The organism is Roseomonas sp. WA12 (assembly GCF_054165765.1).
This window is the reverse complement of record NZ_CM135108.1, coordinates 4,560,600-4,574,298: the sequence shown is the minus strand read 5'-3', so window position 1 is coordinate 4,574,298 and position 13,699 is coordinate 4,560,600. Positions and strand designations below refer to the sequence as shown.

General features: G+C 70.3%; 15 protein-coding genes. 5 read left to right on the top strand and 10 right to left on the bottom strand.

The features are described 5' to 3' along the window. The first annotated feature begins 8 nt into the window (after positions 1-8). Positions 9-920, top strand: coding sequence for an EipB family protein (locus ACVBD7_RS21650; protein WP_458095305.1), 912 nt, complete (start codon positions 9-11; stop codon positions 918-920). Positions 921-1,135: 215 nt separating this feature from the next. On the opposite strand, the gene ACVBD7_RS21645 is transcribed toward ACVBD7_RS21650, so the two are convergent. The 4 genes from ACVBD7_RS21645 to ACVBD7_RS21630 form a co-directional block, all read right to left on the bottom strand. Further along, positions 1,136-2,371, bottom strand: a complete 1,236-nt coding sequence (locus ACVBD7_RS21645) for an OprO/OprP family phosphate-selective porin (protein ID WP_458095304.1) — start codon at positions 2,369-2,371, stop codon at positions 1,136-1,138. A gap of 124 nt (positions 2,372-2,495) precedes the next feature. Next, a complete protein-coding gene (locus ACVBD7_RS21640; protein ID WP_458095303.1) occupies positions 2,496-2,936 on the bottom strand; it encodes a hypothetical protein in 441 nt (146 codons plus the stop codon). 114 nt (positions 2,937-3,050) lie between these two features. Further along, entirely contained in the window at positions 3,051-3,476 is a 426-nt protein-coding gene (locus ACVBD7_RS21635) for a PaaI family thioesterase (RefSeq protein WP_458095302.1), read from the bottom strand. Continuing rightward, on the bottom strand, positions 3,473-4,903 hold the full coding sequence (locus tag ACVBD7_RS21630) for an MATE family efflux transporter (RefSeq protein ID WP_458095301.1): 1,431 nt from the start codon (positions 4,901-4,903) through the stop codon (positions 3,473-3,475). Before ACVBD7_RS21630 ends, ACVBD7_RS21635 begins: the two co-directional genes overlap by 4 nt. A 114-nt stretch (positions 4,904-5,017) precedes the next feature. Here ACVBD7_RS21630 and ACVBD7_RS21625 point away from each other — a divergent pair, with 114 nt between their 5' ends. From ACVBD7_RS21625 to ACVBD7_RS21615, 3 genes are all read left to right on the top strand, one after another. Further along, positions 5,018-5,413, top strand: a complete 396-nt coding sequence (locus tag ACVBD7_RS21625; RefSeq protein WP_458095300.1) for a hypothetical protein — start codon at positions 5,018-5,020, stop codon at positions 5,411-5,413. Between the two features lie 219 nt (positions 5,414-5,632). Next, positions 5,633-6,676, top strand: coding sequence for an alpha/beta hydrolase (locus ACVBD7_RS21620; protein ID WP_458095299.1), 1,044 nt, complete (start codon positions 5,633-5,635; stop codon positions 6,674-6,676). A 46-nt stretch (positions 6,677-6,722) separates the two neighbouring features. Next, positions 6,723-7,565 (top strand): fumarylacetoacetate hydrolase family protein, encoded by an 843-nt coding sequence (locus ACVBD7_RS21615; protein ID WP_458095298.1) that lies wholly within the window; start codon positions 6,723-6,725, stop codon positions 7,563-7,565. An 88-nt stretch (positions 7,566-7,653) separates the two neighbouring features. Here ACVBD7_RS21615 and hpxZ read toward each other — a convergent pair whose 3' ends face one another. Both hpxZ and ACVBD7_RS21605 read right to left on the bottom strand, forming a co-directional pair. Then, on the bottom strand, positions 7,654-8,034 hold the full coding sequence (gene hpxZ / locus ACVBD7_RS21610; protein WP_458095297.1) for an oxalurate catabolism protein HpxZ: 381 nt from the start codon (positions 8,032-8,034) through the stop codon (positions 7,654-7,656). A gap of 14 nt (positions 8,035-8,048) precedes the next feature. Beyond that, positions 8,049-9,005, bottom strand: coding sequence for an SDR family oxidoreductase (locus ACVBD7_RS21605; RefSeq protein ID WP_458095296.1), 957 nt, complete (start codon positions 9,003-9,005; stop codon positions 8,049-8,051). A 182-nt stretch (positions 9,006-9,187) separates the two neighbouring features. On the opposite strand from ACVBD7_RS21605, the gene ACVBD7_RS21600 reads away from it, so the two are divergent. Further along, positions 9,188-9,622 (top strand): PAS domain S-box protein, encoded by a 435-nt coding sequence (locus ACVBD7_RS21600; RefSeq protein WP_458095295.1) that lies wholly within the window; start codon positions 9,188-9,190, stop codon positions 9,620-9,622. A gap of 12 nt (positions 9,623-9,634) precedes the next feature. Here ACVBD7_RS21600 and ACVBD7_RS21595 read toward each other — a convergent pair whose 3' ends face one another. The 4 genes from ACVBD7_RS21595 to ACVBD7_RS21580 all read right to left on the bottom strand — a co-directional run bounded on the left by ACVBD7_RS21595 (position 9,635) and on the right by ACVBD7_RS21580 (position 13,627). Then, positions 9,635-10,390 carry an aspartate/glutamate racemase family protein gene (locus ACVBD7_RS21595; protein WP_458095294.1) on the bottom strand — a complete coding sequence of 252 codons (756 nt, stop codon included), beginning with the start codon at positions 10,388-10,390 and terminating at the stop codon, positions 9,635-9,637. A gap of 9 nt (positions 10,391-10,399) precedes the next feature. After that, positions 10,400-11,665, bottom strand: a complete 1,266-nt coding sequence (locus ACVBD7_RS21590; protein ID WP_458095293.1) for an NAD(P)/FAD-dependent oxidoreductase — start codon at positions 11,663-11,665, stop codon at positions 10,400-10,402. Between the two features lie 5 nt (positions 11,666-11,670). Continuing rightward, positions 11,671-12,588 carry an NAD(P)-dependent oxidoreductase gene (locus tag ACVBD7_RS21585; RefSeq protein WP_458095292.1) on the bottom strand — a complete coding sequence of 306 codons (918 nt, stop codon included), beginning with the start codon at positions 12,586-12,588 and terminating at the stop codon, positions 11,671-11,673. Between the two features lie 73 nt (positions 12,589-12,661). Further along, a complete protein-coding gene (locus ACVBD7_RS21580) occupies positions 12,662-13,627 on the bottom strand; it encodes a UDP-glucuronic acid decarboxylase family protein (protein WP_458095291.1) in 966 nt (321 codons plus the stop codon). Between the last annotated feature and the right edge of the window lie 72 nt (positions 13,628-13,699).

The window sequence follows — 13,699 nt, the reverse complement described above, 5'->3', positions numbered from 1 at the left end:
GTCTGGGCGTGAACCCGAAAGGCTCCTCGATGCGCCTGCGCTCCTTCCTTGCTGCCACTGTCGCGTTGGGCTCGGCCCTGGCCCTTGCCGGGCCGGCCCCGGCCCAGACCTCTGGCCAGACCGCCGAACAGCCCGCCGCCCCGGCTCCTGCCGCCAGCCAGGCCCCGGCCAATCTGCCGGGCGCCGAGGCGATGACGGCCCATCGCGCCGCCTACCGCCTGAGCTTCGACAAGTCGCGGGACAACTCCGACGTGGCGCGCGCGGAGGGCGTGATGCTGTTCGAGGTGCTGGACGCCTGCGACGGCTGGGCCAGCCGCCAGCGCCTGACCATGCGCCTGCAGGACCGGGACGGGCAGACGATCGAGACCGCCTCCGACTACTCGACCTGGGAGAGCAAGGACGGCCGCCGCCTGCGCTTTTCCCTCACCCAGATGACCGCGGGCGCGGTGAGCAACCGCATCGCCGGCGAGGCCACGCTGCAGCCGGACGGCACCGGCTCCGCTACCTACGAGCAGCCCAAGCCGGGGCAGGAAACGCTGCCGGCCGGCACGCTTCTGCCGATGGCGCACACCATCCGCGCGATCGAGGCTGCCCGCGCCGCCCAGCGTATCCTCAACGTGCCCCTCATGGACGGCACGAGCGAGGACGGAGCGCAGGAGAGCACCACCATCCTCTCCCCCTGGCGCCGCGAGGCCGAGGCGCAGCCGCGCTTCCCGCTGCTGGCCAACCAGGAGAGCGGCCGCATGCGGATCGCCTTCTTCGGCAAGGACAATAACGGCGGCGGCGCCTCCTCCCCGGATTACGAGGTCGGGCTGCGCTACTACGCCAACGGCGTGGCGGACGAGCTGAACATGGATTTCGGCGAGTTCGCGGTGAATGGCCGGCTGGAGACGCTGGAGGCGCTTCCGGGCGGTTGCTGAGCGGCCACGGGGAGGGGCTGCCTCTCTCGGGAGTTCCGCAACAGGTTTAGTCGACCTGTGATTCTATCGCGGGTTAACGCCTGTCGGTGACTGAAAGGGCCGGTCTTCCCGGCCCTTTTTCATGTCTGCGATACGCCACCCCGACGCTGCTGCAGTGCAGGAGCCGAAGCGGGTCCGGGGGCACGGCTCGCCCGCCCCGGCGAGGGCTCTTGCAGCTAAAGCGTGAAGGCCGCGCGCAATCCCACCGCCTGGAAGTCCCGGTTAGGCCGCCCAGGCAGGTCCGTGTGCCCGTTCTCGTACTGCGCGGCGAAGCGCAGGCGGCTGGTCGGGTACCAGTTCACGCCCACCGTCAGGATGTCCTGGCGGGATCCCTGGCCGGCCTCGCGCAGATCGGTGCTGCTGTAGCGGGCGCCCAGTTCGATAGCGCCGAGCGGGCCGTCGCCGGAGGGGCGGCGCCAAGTGGCGGTGTCCCTGGAGCGCTCGCGCGGCTTGCCGAGGAGGGGCACCAGGGCCTGGGCGTACCAGCCGTCATATTCGCGGTCGGCGCCCGTCGTGGCGTTGATATGCACGTGCTGCCAGACGGCCTCGACATAGACGGGACCGACGCGCGCGGAGAGCTCGGGGCCGGCGGCCCAGGCGCTGTCGGCCCGGATGGAGCCGCTGTCGAGGAAGCGGCGTGTGTCCACGCGTAGCTCGGGGTAGTCCCGCAGGCGAATGGATTCCGGGCCGGGATTGGTGCCGGGATGGAACTGGGCAGCGACGTCGCCGCCGATCTGCAGCTGGAAGCCCGGACGATCCGCCGCCAGCAGCACCGCGCGACCGACAAGGCCGCGCTGCCGGTCGTCATGCGGCGTGGAAGCGACGCCGCCGGTGGCGTAACCGCTGATGTTGAAGCGGGCGCCGGCATCGCCGATGGCGCCGTTGGTCTCGAAGCCCACCGCCTCGCGCGTGTCGCCAGCGGCGAGGGAAGCAGCGACGTTGGTGATCGTCGATCGCTCGAGGAAGGGCAGGTCAAAGGAGGCACCGGCATATTCGGGCAGGTGCTGCGGCGTGAAGGCGCCGATGCGCAGCGTCGTGTTGCGGATGCCCGTGTAGAAGATCTGCCCTTCGTAGAAATTGCCGTAGTCGTTGGGGGCGGAGCCGCCGAGCTCCCAGGTGAAGGCGTAACCGAAATCCTGCAGGAACGTACCACCGAGGCCGAGGCGGCCGCGGCGGAGATTCACGCCACTGCGATAGCCGCCCGGATTGTCCTGGCCGAAGAAGGACCCGGCATCGGCGTCGAACCGCAGGGTGGGGCGGATGGTGAAGTTGCCGTCCGCGAGCTGGAGCGTGGGGATCGGCCCGTTCCAGCTCAGCCCATCCGGCCGGGGCTGGCGCGCGGGCTCCTGCGCCAGGGCGGGGGTTGCGAGCAGGAGAAGCGCGAGGGCCACGGGGTGGCGAGCAGGAGGCATGAGTGGTCTCGGGCGGTTGTGCGCCCTGTCCCTACCCGCCTCTGGCGCGGGCGGGTGTGACCTTCCCGTGATCGGGCACTCATAAAGGGTCGGCGCGGCCCGATGCTGGGCCGCGCCGGCCGGATCAGCGGTTCGGCAGGCTGCCGACCTTGTCGAGCAGGATTGCGGCGGCATCCACGCAGGCGCGGGTCGGCTCGTTCTCCGCGCAACGGATGTGGATCATGGAATCCTCGCGCTGCAGGTGGAAGCTGGCGGCGCGGGAGGGCGGCGGGCGATGGCGGAAGCCGTGCATCGGACCGTCCATCTCGGGGCCGCGCGGGCCGCCCATGCCAGGACCACCCATGCCGGGGCCGCGGGGACCGTAGCCGGGCCCCACGGCAGGACCACCGGGTGGGATCGGGGCCTGGGCCTGCGGGCCGGGGCTGCCCGGCGGCGAGACCGGGGCGGGCGCCTGGGCCTGCGGCGCCGGGCCGGTGGGCACGGGCGGTGGGGCAGGCTGGGCGAGAGCCAGGCCGGCCGCGCCGGTCAGCACCAGGGCAGCCGCGAGAAGCGAGGACTTGTGCAAGGCGTAACCTCCATGACCGGTGGCGTCCGGCAGGAAGCAGTCTGCCCCCTGCCCAGTTTCCCGTGTGGAGCATCCCGAAACGGATGGTAACGCGGGCCACCCCCGCGGCGCGGGTCAGTCCGGCAGGACGGCGCAGGTAATCCGGGAGACGCAGGCGAGGCGCCCGTCGGCCCGGCGGATCTCGGTCTGCCACACCTGGGTGGAGCGGCCGGTGTGCAGCGGCCGGCACTCGGCCGTCACCTCCTGCCCTTCCGGCACGGCGGCGATGTGGTTGGCGTTGATCTCGATGCCCACGCAGTGGAAGCCCTCGGGCACCGAGAGGAAGGCCGCGATGCTGCCCAGCGTCTCGGACAGCGCCACCGAGATGCCGCCATGCAGCACCCGCCAGGGCTGAACGTGACGATGGTCCACCGGCATGGCGCCGCGCAGGAAATCGGGCCCGACTTCCGTGATGCGGATGCCGAGATGGGCGACGGCGGTGTCCGTCAGCCGGGCCATCAGGCTCTCGGGGGTGGCGGTCTTTTTCCAGGGGCTGGTCATGCGGCGATGGGGGCAAGCCGGCGGCCCGCGGTCAAGCCACCGCGGCGGGAAAGCCGGGCCCAGCGCCAGGTCATCGCCGCCGCGACGCCACCCAGCCCGATGACAAGGCCGGCCCAGATCCCCTGCGGCCCGAAGCCGGCGGGAAAGCCGAGGACCAGGGCGGCGGTGAAGCCCAGCGCCCAGTAGCCGGCAGCGGCGATGAGCATCGGCGCCCGCGTGTCGTGCAGCCCGCGCAGAGCGCCTGCGCCTACCACCTGCACCCCGTCGCTCAGCTGGAACAGACCCGCATAGAACAGCAGCGCCGCGGCCAGCGACGCCGTCTCGGCCGCGCCGGGGGTGGCGGGGTCGAGGAAGATGCTGGCGATGGGTCCGGGGATGAGAAGCATGAGCGCCGCCATCGGCGTCATGAACGCGGTGGAGAGGGCCAGGGCGGTCCAGCCCGCGCGCCAGGCGGCACGGGGACGGGCGGCGCCGATGGCCAGCCCCACACGGGCCGTCGCGGCCTGGGCCAGGCCGAGCGGCACGGCGAAGGTGGTGCTGGCGACCTGCAGGGCGATGGCATGCGCCGCCACCGCCTGCGCCCCGAAGCCGCCCATGGCGAGCCCGACGGCGCTGAACAGCCCGATCTCCAGCAGCATCTGGGCCGCGATGGGCAGGCCCAGCCGCAGCACGCGCCACAGCCGCGACAGGTCGATCCGCCAGATGCGGCCGAAGAAGCGGTAGCGCCGCAACCGGCGGTCCCGCGCGACGACGATGGCCAGGGCGACGAACATGAAGGTGTCGGCCAGCGCGCCCGCGATGCCGGCCCCGCGCACCCCAAGCGCCGGGGCGCCGAGATTGCCGAAGATGAGCACCCAGCCGATCAGCGCGTTCAGCGGCACGGCCAGAAGGCCGATCACCAGCGGCGGCCAGGGTCGCTCCATTGCGGCCATCAGCCCGCGCAGGTTCAGGAACAGGCCAAAGGGGAGCACCCCCCAGAGCATGCAGCGAAGAAAATCCTCCGCCTGCTCGGCGAGGGCGGGTTCCTGGCCCAGGGCGCGCAGCACCGCCCCGCCATTCCAGAGCAGGACCATCCCCGGGATCGCCGCCAGCACCGCGGCCCACATCCCCGCGCGCAGGGTGCGGCGCATGGCCCGCACATGACCGACCCGCCGCCCCCGCTCCTGCGCCAGCATGGCCGCGGCCGCGAAGGAGAGGCCGAAGCCGGGGGCCAGCATCGTCCAGAACAGGGTGCCGGAGAGGGTGACGGCCGCCAGCGCCACGGTGGAGAGATGGCCGAGATAGATCGAGTCCGTCGCCAGCAGCGCCATCTGAGACAGGTTGGTGAGCGCCATCGGCCAGGCGAGCATCAGCGTTGCGCGCGCCTCTCCCGCCCAGGCCTTGCCGGGCCGGGCGGCCGTCTCTGCGGGCTGCGCGCTGTCCTCCATCGGTGCAGCCTATAGCCCAGGCGCGCCGGCTTTGGCACGCGCCGGCGCAGCTCCGTCCTGGGCGCGGCGCGCGAAGACCGGCATGCTGCGCCCTCATCCCCGCACCGAGATCCCATGACCACCTCCCTCGAGCAGTTCACCTCCATGGTGGCCGCCATCGCCGAGAGCGCCTGCCAGAGCCAACTGGGCAAGTCGCTTCGCGTCACCGGGCAGCCCGGCGAGATGGATCAGCTCGATGTGGACGAGACAGGCACGCCGAAGCCCGTGACCGGCCATTTCTCCGTGGTTGTGGACAGGACGCCGGGCAGCCTGATCGCCACCCTCCTCCCCACGGATGATCCGGAGCAGTTCGATTTCGAGCTGGTCATCGCCCTCGAGGGTAGCGGGGAGGAGATCATCTTCAGCGCCACGGTCGAGGATACGGTGGGGCTGGCCGACACCTACCAGGCGCTTCTGGCGGGCAAGCGCGATCCTGGCGAGGATACGGAACTACAGAACACCGTCGCCTAGCCGGTTCGCACAGACCCCGGGGCGCGGCGAGGAGAAACAGTTGCCGCCCTACCCGGTCCACCGCCCCGCGAGTGTGTCACGGGATACGGCGGATTGATTGGCGGAGGGTGGCGCCAAAAGGGGCCGGGCGCGCCTGTATTTGGCATCCGGCCGGATCGGGCTGGCCGGTAGCTGCGTTTCCGTCCCGGTGTTAGCCTCGGGCCTAACCGGGAGAGAACCATGTCGTTTCCACGTCGCACCGTTCTTGCCGCCCCCCTTGCCGCGCCGGCGCTGGCCTCCCTGGGCGGCACGGCTTCGGCACAGCCCGCAGGTGTGGTCATGGACGAGATCCTGATCCCCGGTGTCGAGCCCGGCAGCCAGCTCTACCTCCGCAACAAGCGCCAGGAAGGCAATTCGCCGGCCCGGCCGGACCGGACCATCCTCTGCGTCCACGGCGCCACCTATCCCGCCAGCACGGCCTTCGACCTGCCGCTCTCTGGCGTCTCCTGGATGGACTACATGGCCGGGCGCGGCTTCGATGTCTGGAGCCTGGACCTGACCGGCTACGGACGCTCCACCCGCCCGCCGGGCGACCGCACACCGCCCCCTTCCCGCGGGGAGGCCGCCGTGGCCGATATCGGCGCGGCGCTCGCCCATATCCGCCAGGCGCGCGGGGTGGCGAAGACCGGGCTGATCGGCTGGTCCTGGGGCACCACCCTCGTCTCGCGCTTCGCGGCCGACAACCCGGCCCTGGTGGACCGGCTGGTGCTCTACGCGCCGCTCTGGCTGCGCGACCCCGCCAATCGCGGCGCCGTGCCGGTGCCGGAAGGCCCCCTGCCCGCCTATCGCACTGTTACCCGCGCCCAGGCGCGGGAGCGCTGGATGGCCGGAGTGCCGGAGGCCAAGCGCGCCGGCCTGATCCCGCCCGGCTGGTACGAGTACTGGGCCGACGCCACCTTCGCGACTGATCCGGAGGGGTCCCGCCAGGTGCCCTCCGTCCTGCGCGCGCCGAACGGGGTGCTGCAGGACCTGCGCGAGCACTGGGATGCGGGCCGCCCGTTCTACGACCCGGCCAAGGTGACGGTGCCGGCGCTGCTGGTGCTCGGCGAATGGGACCGGGACACGCCACCCTCCATGGCAACCACCCTGTTTCCCCTGCTGGTCAACTCCCCGGGCAAGCGGCTGGTGATGCTGGCGGAGGGGACGCACTCCATCATGCTGGAGCGCAACCGCGGCGCGCTGTTCCAGGCCGTACAGGTCTTCCTTGAAGAATCCTTCGCCTGACCGCGGCGACCCACGACACCGAACCTCTAGGGCGGATACACGGACGATGAAGTTGCTGCGATACGGCGCGCCCGGCGCCGAGAAGCCCGGACTGCTGGACGCCGCGGGCACCATCCGCGACCTCTCGGGCGTGGTGCCCGACCTGGCCGGCGAGGCCTTGCTGCCCGAGGGTTTGGCGCGGCTGGCCGCGATCGATCCCGAGACGCTGCCCGCCGTGGCCCCGGGCCAGCGCCTGGGCCCACCCGTGGGCGGCACGCGGAACTTCGTCGCGATCGGCCTGAACTACGCCGACCACGCGGCGGAGAGCGGGGCAGCGGTGCCGAAGGAGCCGATCGTGTTCCTCAAGTCCCTGAACTCGCTGGCAGGGCCGGATGACGACGTCGCCATCCCGCCGGACAGCCGCAAGACGGACTGGGAGGTGGAGCTGGCCATCATCATCGGCCGCACTGCCCGGCGCGTCCCCCTCGACGCCGCGCTGGAGCATGTGGCGGGCTACGCGGTCTGCAACGACGTCTCCGAGCGCGAATGGCAGATGGAGCGCGGCGGAACCTGGGACAAAGGCAAGAGCGCGGATGGCTACGGGCCCGTCGGGCCCTGGCTGGTGACGGCCGACGAGGTGCCGGATCCGCAGGACCTGTCGCTCTGGCTGGAGGTGGACGGCCAGCGGATGCAGAACGGCTCGACCCGCACGATGATCTTCGACGTGCGGACCATCGTTTCCTATGTCAGCCAATTCATCACCCTGCATCCCGGCGACATCATCACGACGGGCACGCCGCCGGGCGTGGGGCTGGGGATGAAGCCGCCGGTCTATCTCAAGCCCGGGCAGGTGATGCGGCTGGGGATCTCGGGGTTGGGCGAGCAGACCCAGCGGCTGGTCGCGGGGTGATCGAAGGCCGGGGGAGGTGAACTCCCCCGGCCCCCCTCCTTTTCCTTGGAGGCTGCCGCGGATCAGGGGCGTTGGCGGGCTTGGCCTTCTACTCGGCCACGGTGCTCACATGGGCTGAGACCACCCGCCATCCCTCGGGGCACCGCACCCAGGCCTGGCTCTGACGCCCCACCTTTCCCGGTGCCGTATCCCGCCTGAACATTGTGTTGGCCGTGGCGAAGTCGCGGCCATAGGTGGTGATCTCGGTCCGGAAGATGCTGCGCATCAGCCCCACCGAAGGGCGGGCGCGGCGGAAGGCGCGGATCTCGTCCATGCCGTAGAGGTTCTCGGCCACGCCATAGCGGATGGTCTGCGGCGCATCCCGAAAGAGTTCCTCGAGCACAGGAACGTCGTTGGTGATCAGCGCCTGCTCGTAGCGGGCGAAGGCAGCCTCGACCTCGGCGCGCACCTCCGGAATGTTGATCTCCACGCGGGGCAATCCTTTCAGCGTTTGCGGACCAGCCAGAAGACGAGGACCCCGGCCGCGGCCATCCAGGCCTTGGTGGGAATCCGGACCGCCGGCTCGGTGCGGAAACCGCCATAGACGCCATGATCCCCAGGCGCCGTGAAGAGGTTGCCGTCAGTAGGCGAGGTCTTCGGGGCGCTTTCCAGGCCCTTTCGCATCATCCGCCCCGATGCCCAGCGCACCGGACCGGGCGCGATGGCCGCCACCAGGCGGATCGCCCGGGCGGACCAGCCGACCATCGCCGAATCACGCGGATGGCGGATGAGGGAGAGGATCGCGTCCGCCACCTCGAAGGGGGAGGAGATAGGGCCGCCGGCCTCGATCTTGTGGCCGCTATGGTTGGCCGCATGGCGCAGGCCCGGCGTGTCCACGATGGCGGGATAGACGTCACAGACATGGATCCCCGGCCAGTCCTGCAGCTCGGCGCGGAGGGATTCCGTGAAGCCGCGCAACCCGGCCTTGGAGGCGGCGTAGGAGGCCGCGTAGGGCGTGGGCACGAAGGAGCCGATGGAGAGCGTGTTCACCAGCACGCCGTGGCGCTGCTGCTTGAAGACCGGCAGCGCGGCATGGGCGCCATTCACCTGGCCGAGCAGGTTGATGCGGATGGTCTGGGCATGGGATTCCGCCGGTACTTGGTCGAAGGGGCCGACGACGCCCACGCCTGCATTGTTGATCCAGACATCGATCCGCCCGAAGCGGGCGCGGGCGGCCTCGGCCAGGGCCTGCACGGCGGTGGAGTCCGTCACGTCGGTGGGCACCGCGATCGCCTCGGCGCCCAGGCGGGTGCATTCGGAAACCACCTCGGCCAGCGTGTCGGCGCGGCGGGAGGCGAGGACGAGATGCGCCCCTTCCCGCGCAAGGCGCTGGGCGGTGGCGCGGCCGATGCCACTGGAGGCGCCGGCGATGACGATGACGGCGCCGGGAATGCGGGGCATTGGCTCTCTCCTGTGCGGGGCCGATCGGGCCGGGCAATCGGGGAATTAACCGGGCACCTCGCCGGGGGTTCCCGAATTCCACGAAGTCGCGCGCGATGGGTACGAGACTTGACGGTCTGCTGCGCGTTCACACATCGCAACACGCGCCGGGATCATCCGGCACGGGGTACGGGACCTCGATTTTGCTCGATCAGCGCTTCGGGCATGCCCTGGCGGATGTGGAGGGACGGTTCACCCAGGTGGATCAGACCCTTTGCGGGTTGCTGGGCTTCCAGCGACACGAGCTGCTGCAGCGCAGCATTCATGACATCACCCATCCCGAGGATTGGGCCAGCAATGGCCCGCTGCTGGAACGCCTGAAGACGCGGGACGAGTCCTTCACCATCGTGAAGCGCTACCTGCGCGCAGATGGTTCAATCATCTGGGTGCAGAACTACGTCTCGATGCTGCGGGACGACCAGGGCCGGGGGATGATTTCGGCTCTGATCCGCCCGGTGCTGCCGCAAATGACGATGGAAGGCCAGCGCGTCGGCGCGAGGCCTGTATCCAGGTTGGCCACACCGCGCCCGCCGATTCTGGACTGGCAGGACGTGCCGCCCGGTGAGGTCCTGCACTAGGTCCCGAAGGCGTCAGTCCCGCGCGAAGTCGCGTGGGCGCAGCCCCGCGTGGAAATAGGTGATCATCGAATAGATGTCGTAGACGGGTCGCCCCGTCGCGCGCTGTACGGCTGCGGCGTAGGGCGGCATGTTCGTGCATTCGAGTACGATGGCGCCCACCTCCGGATGGCGGGCGACGAGACGCTGAGCGGCCTCCACCACGTCCCTCTCGGCGAGATCCACGTCCATGTCGTCCTTCTCGGCACGGATCAGCACGCGGAAGAACTCGCGGCCGCTCTCGGTGCCCTCCATCGGGATGTCGAGAGGCACGCCGACGGCCTCCAGATGGCGCGGCGTCAGGGATGAGCCGGAGACGGTGACGAGACCGACGCGCTGGCCAGGCGGCAGCATCGCCTGCACCCAGGGCACCTGCATCATGCTGCTGGTGGCGACCGGCACGCCCACATGCGCCGCCAATTCCTTCTGGAACAGCGAGAGGAAGCCGCAATTCGTGGTGATGGCCTCGGCGCCCTGGGAGACGAGGTCGGCGGCAGCCTCCAGGAACACGTCCAGCAGGCCCTGTGCGCCGTTCAGCACCACCTTCTCGGGGCTAGCCCCGCGCACGAGGCGGTACAGCACCGGGAAGGGCCAAGTGCCGCCATTGCCCATGTCGCCATGGATGCGCGGGAAGCGCGCCTCCAGCATTAGGATGCCCAGAGGGGCGCCGTAGAGCGCCTTGCCCCCCTTTGCGATGCCGCGGCGGGGGCTGGCGGTGGGAATGGCTGTCATCGGGCGCCTCTACCGGAAACGGGTGGGGGAGAAGGGGGCGATCGGGATTTCCGGCGGCTGACCGGAGAGAAGCTGCGCCACGATCCGCCCGGTGCGCGGCCCCGCCACGAGCCCGACATGGCCGTGGCCGAAGGCATGGATTACATCCGGGCAGCGCGTGGATGGCGCGATCACCGGCATGCCGTCCGGCGTGCTGGGGCGATGGCCGAGCCAGGTGGTCACCAGCTCCGCCGGATAGGGGTTGGGCAGGCCGGGGAAGCTGCGCAGCAGGTGGTCGCGCAGGATCTCGGCGCGCTTCCAGTTGGGCGCGCCCTCCAGCCCCGCGATCTCCACCTGGCCCGCGGCGCGAAGCCCGTCCTCCATCGGGTTCACCACCATCTTCGCGGCGCCGAGGCTGATGGAGTGGCGCGGCCCGAGATTCGCGCCCCGCAGCATCACATGGTAGCCGCGCTCGGTTTCCAGCGGCACGCGGTCGCCAAGCTGGGCGGCCAGAGGCGCGGAGCGGGCGCCGCAGCAGATCACCGCGGCATCGCATTCCAGGGCGCTGCCATCCGACAGCACCACGGCCTTCAAGGCGCGCCCTTCCAGCCGGAAGCCGGTCGCCGCGGCCTTGCGCAGCGCGGCGCTGTTCCGCTGCGCATGCGCCACCAGCGCGGCGATCAGCCGGCCCGGCGACAGGCAGCGCCCGGCCTCCTCGGTCAGCACCGCGAAGGTGTAGGCGGGGTCCAGATCGGGTTCGAGCGCCCGCAGGGCATCGCCCTCGATCTCCGTCCAGCTGATCCCGACCTGCTTGCGGATGCGCCAGCCCATCGCCTCGGCCTCGAAGCCGGCGCGGGAGTGCCAGGCGTTCATCAGCCCCTTGTGCTCGATCAGCTCCGGCATCCCGGCCTCGCGCGCGAGGGCCGCGTGCAGCACCGGGCTGTCCTTCAGCAGCGGGCGCAGCGATTGCGCGATGCCCAGCAGCTTCGCCTCGCTCGAGCCGGCCGCGAGATAGCGCAGCAGCCAGGGCGCCACCTTCGGGAGGTATCCCCAGCGCACCGCCAGCGGACCCAGCGGATCCCGCAGGAAGGACGGCACCTTGCGCCACAGCCCGGGCGCGCTGGCCGGCAGCACGGAATGGGAGGAGAGCCATCCCGCATTGCCGAAGCTGGCCGCCTGCGGCCCGCCGGGCTCCCCCGGCTCGATGATTGTCACGCGGTGGCCGGCGCGCAGCAGCTCCACCGCGCTCGCCGCGCCCTCGACGCCTGCGCCGATGACGGCGACGTGGCGCGGCATCCCGGTCAGCCCTCGCGCGCGATGCGACGGCAGTGCTCGAGCGCAGCCTCGATCAGGTTGTCGCTCGCCTCGGGCGTGCGGAAGGCGGAATGGGCGGCGAGCGTCGCGTTCTCCACCTTGGAGAGGAAGTGGCCGGCCGGCAGCGGCTCCTCCGCATACACATCCAGCGCGATATGGCCGATGGCGCCGCTCTCCACCGCATTCGCCAGCGCCTGTTCATCCGTGATGGCGCCGCGCGCGGTGTTCACGAAGATGGCGCCGGGCCGCATCTTCGCGATGCGCTCTGAGGAGAGGAAGCCGCGCGTCTCGTCGCTCAGCAACAGGTGCAGGGAGACGACATGGCTTTCGGCCAGCAGCGTGTCCAGCTCCACGAACTCCACCCCCGGCACGTCCCGCGCCGTGCGGTTCCAGGCGATCACGCGCATGCCCGCGCCGTTGCAGAGCCGCGCCATCTCGGCCCCGATCCCGCCATAGCCGATCAGCCCCACCGTCTTGCGCGTCAGCTCCACGCCATCGGTGCGCAGCCACTTCCCGGCACGGATGCCGCGATCCATGAAGGCCAGGCCCTTGGCCGCGGCCCACATCAGCGCGAAAGCCATCTCGGCCACGGCCGTGTCGCCATAGCCCTTGATGATATGGGTCTGGATGCCGCACTCGGCCTCCAGCTCGTCCGGGTTCATGTAGCTGCGCGCGCCGGTGCCGAGGAAGACGACGTGCTTCAGGCCCTTGCACTGCCGGGCGATGGCGGTCGGGAGATGCGTGTGATCGATGATGGCGATCCCGGCATCCCCCAGCAGCGCGGGCAGGTCGTCCGAGGTGATGTCGGGCTGGACGTTTACCTGCACGGGGATGTCGCTGCTGCGGTGCAGGCGCTGCGCCACTTCGGCGAGGGTGGCGTTTGCATCCACGAAGACGGCGCGCATGGGGTCTCTCCCGATCCTGGTGTCCCGGGATAGCGGGGAAGGCCGGGGAGGTGAACTCCCCAGGCCTTTTCCCTCAGGAAATGGCGCGGGACGGCGCCTTGGCGCGCACGGGGCCGCCCTGGCGGAGCAGTCCCTCGAAATGCGCGATGGTGGAGCGCAGCCCCTCCAGCAGCCGCACCTTCGGCTCCCAGCCCAGCAAGCTATTGGCCTTGCTGATATCCGGGCGCCGCTGGCGGGGGTCGTCGCTGGGCAGGGCCTGGAACACCAGCCGGCTGGGGCCACCCACCTCCTCCAGCACCAGCTCCGCCAGTTCGCGGATGCTGAATTCCTCGGGATTGCCGAGATTGATGGGGCCGGTGACGCTCGGGTCGGACTCCATCAGGCGGATGAAGCCCTCGATCAGATCCGAGACGTAGCAGAAGGAGCGGGTCTGGCTGCCCTCGCCATAGATGGTGATCGACTCGCCGCGCAGCGCCTGGACGATGAAGTTGGACACCACGCGCCCGTCATTCGGGTGCATGCGCGGGCCATAGGTGTTGAAGATGCGCGCGACCTTGATCTCCAGCCCGTGCTGGCGGTGGTAGTCGAAGAACAGCGTCTCAGCGCAGCGCTTGCCCTCGTCGTAGCAGGAGCGGAGGCCGACAGGGTTCACGTTGCCCCAGTACTCCTCAACCTGCGGGTGGACGGTGGGGTCGCCATAAACCTCGCTCGTGGAGGCCTGGAACACCGGTACCCGCAGCCGCTTGGCCAGGCCGAGGACGTTGATGGCGCCATGGACGCTCGTCTTGGTCGTCTGCACGGGGTCGTGCTGGTAGTGGATGGGGGAGGCCGGGCAGGCCAGGTTGTAGATCTGGTCCACTTCCAGATAGATCGGGAAGGTGACGTCGTGCCGGATCACCTCGAAATACGGGTTCTGCAAGAGATGCGCGATGTTGTCGCGCGTGCCCGTAAAGTAGTTGTCGAGGCAGATGACATGGTCGCCGCGGTCGAGCAGGCGTTCGCAAAGATGAGAACCTAGGAATCCGGCGCCCCCGGTCACCAGGACCCTCTTTCTTGTGTGCATCACGGATTCCGATCGCAGTTCGTCTTCAACAGGATGACCTGGCCACGC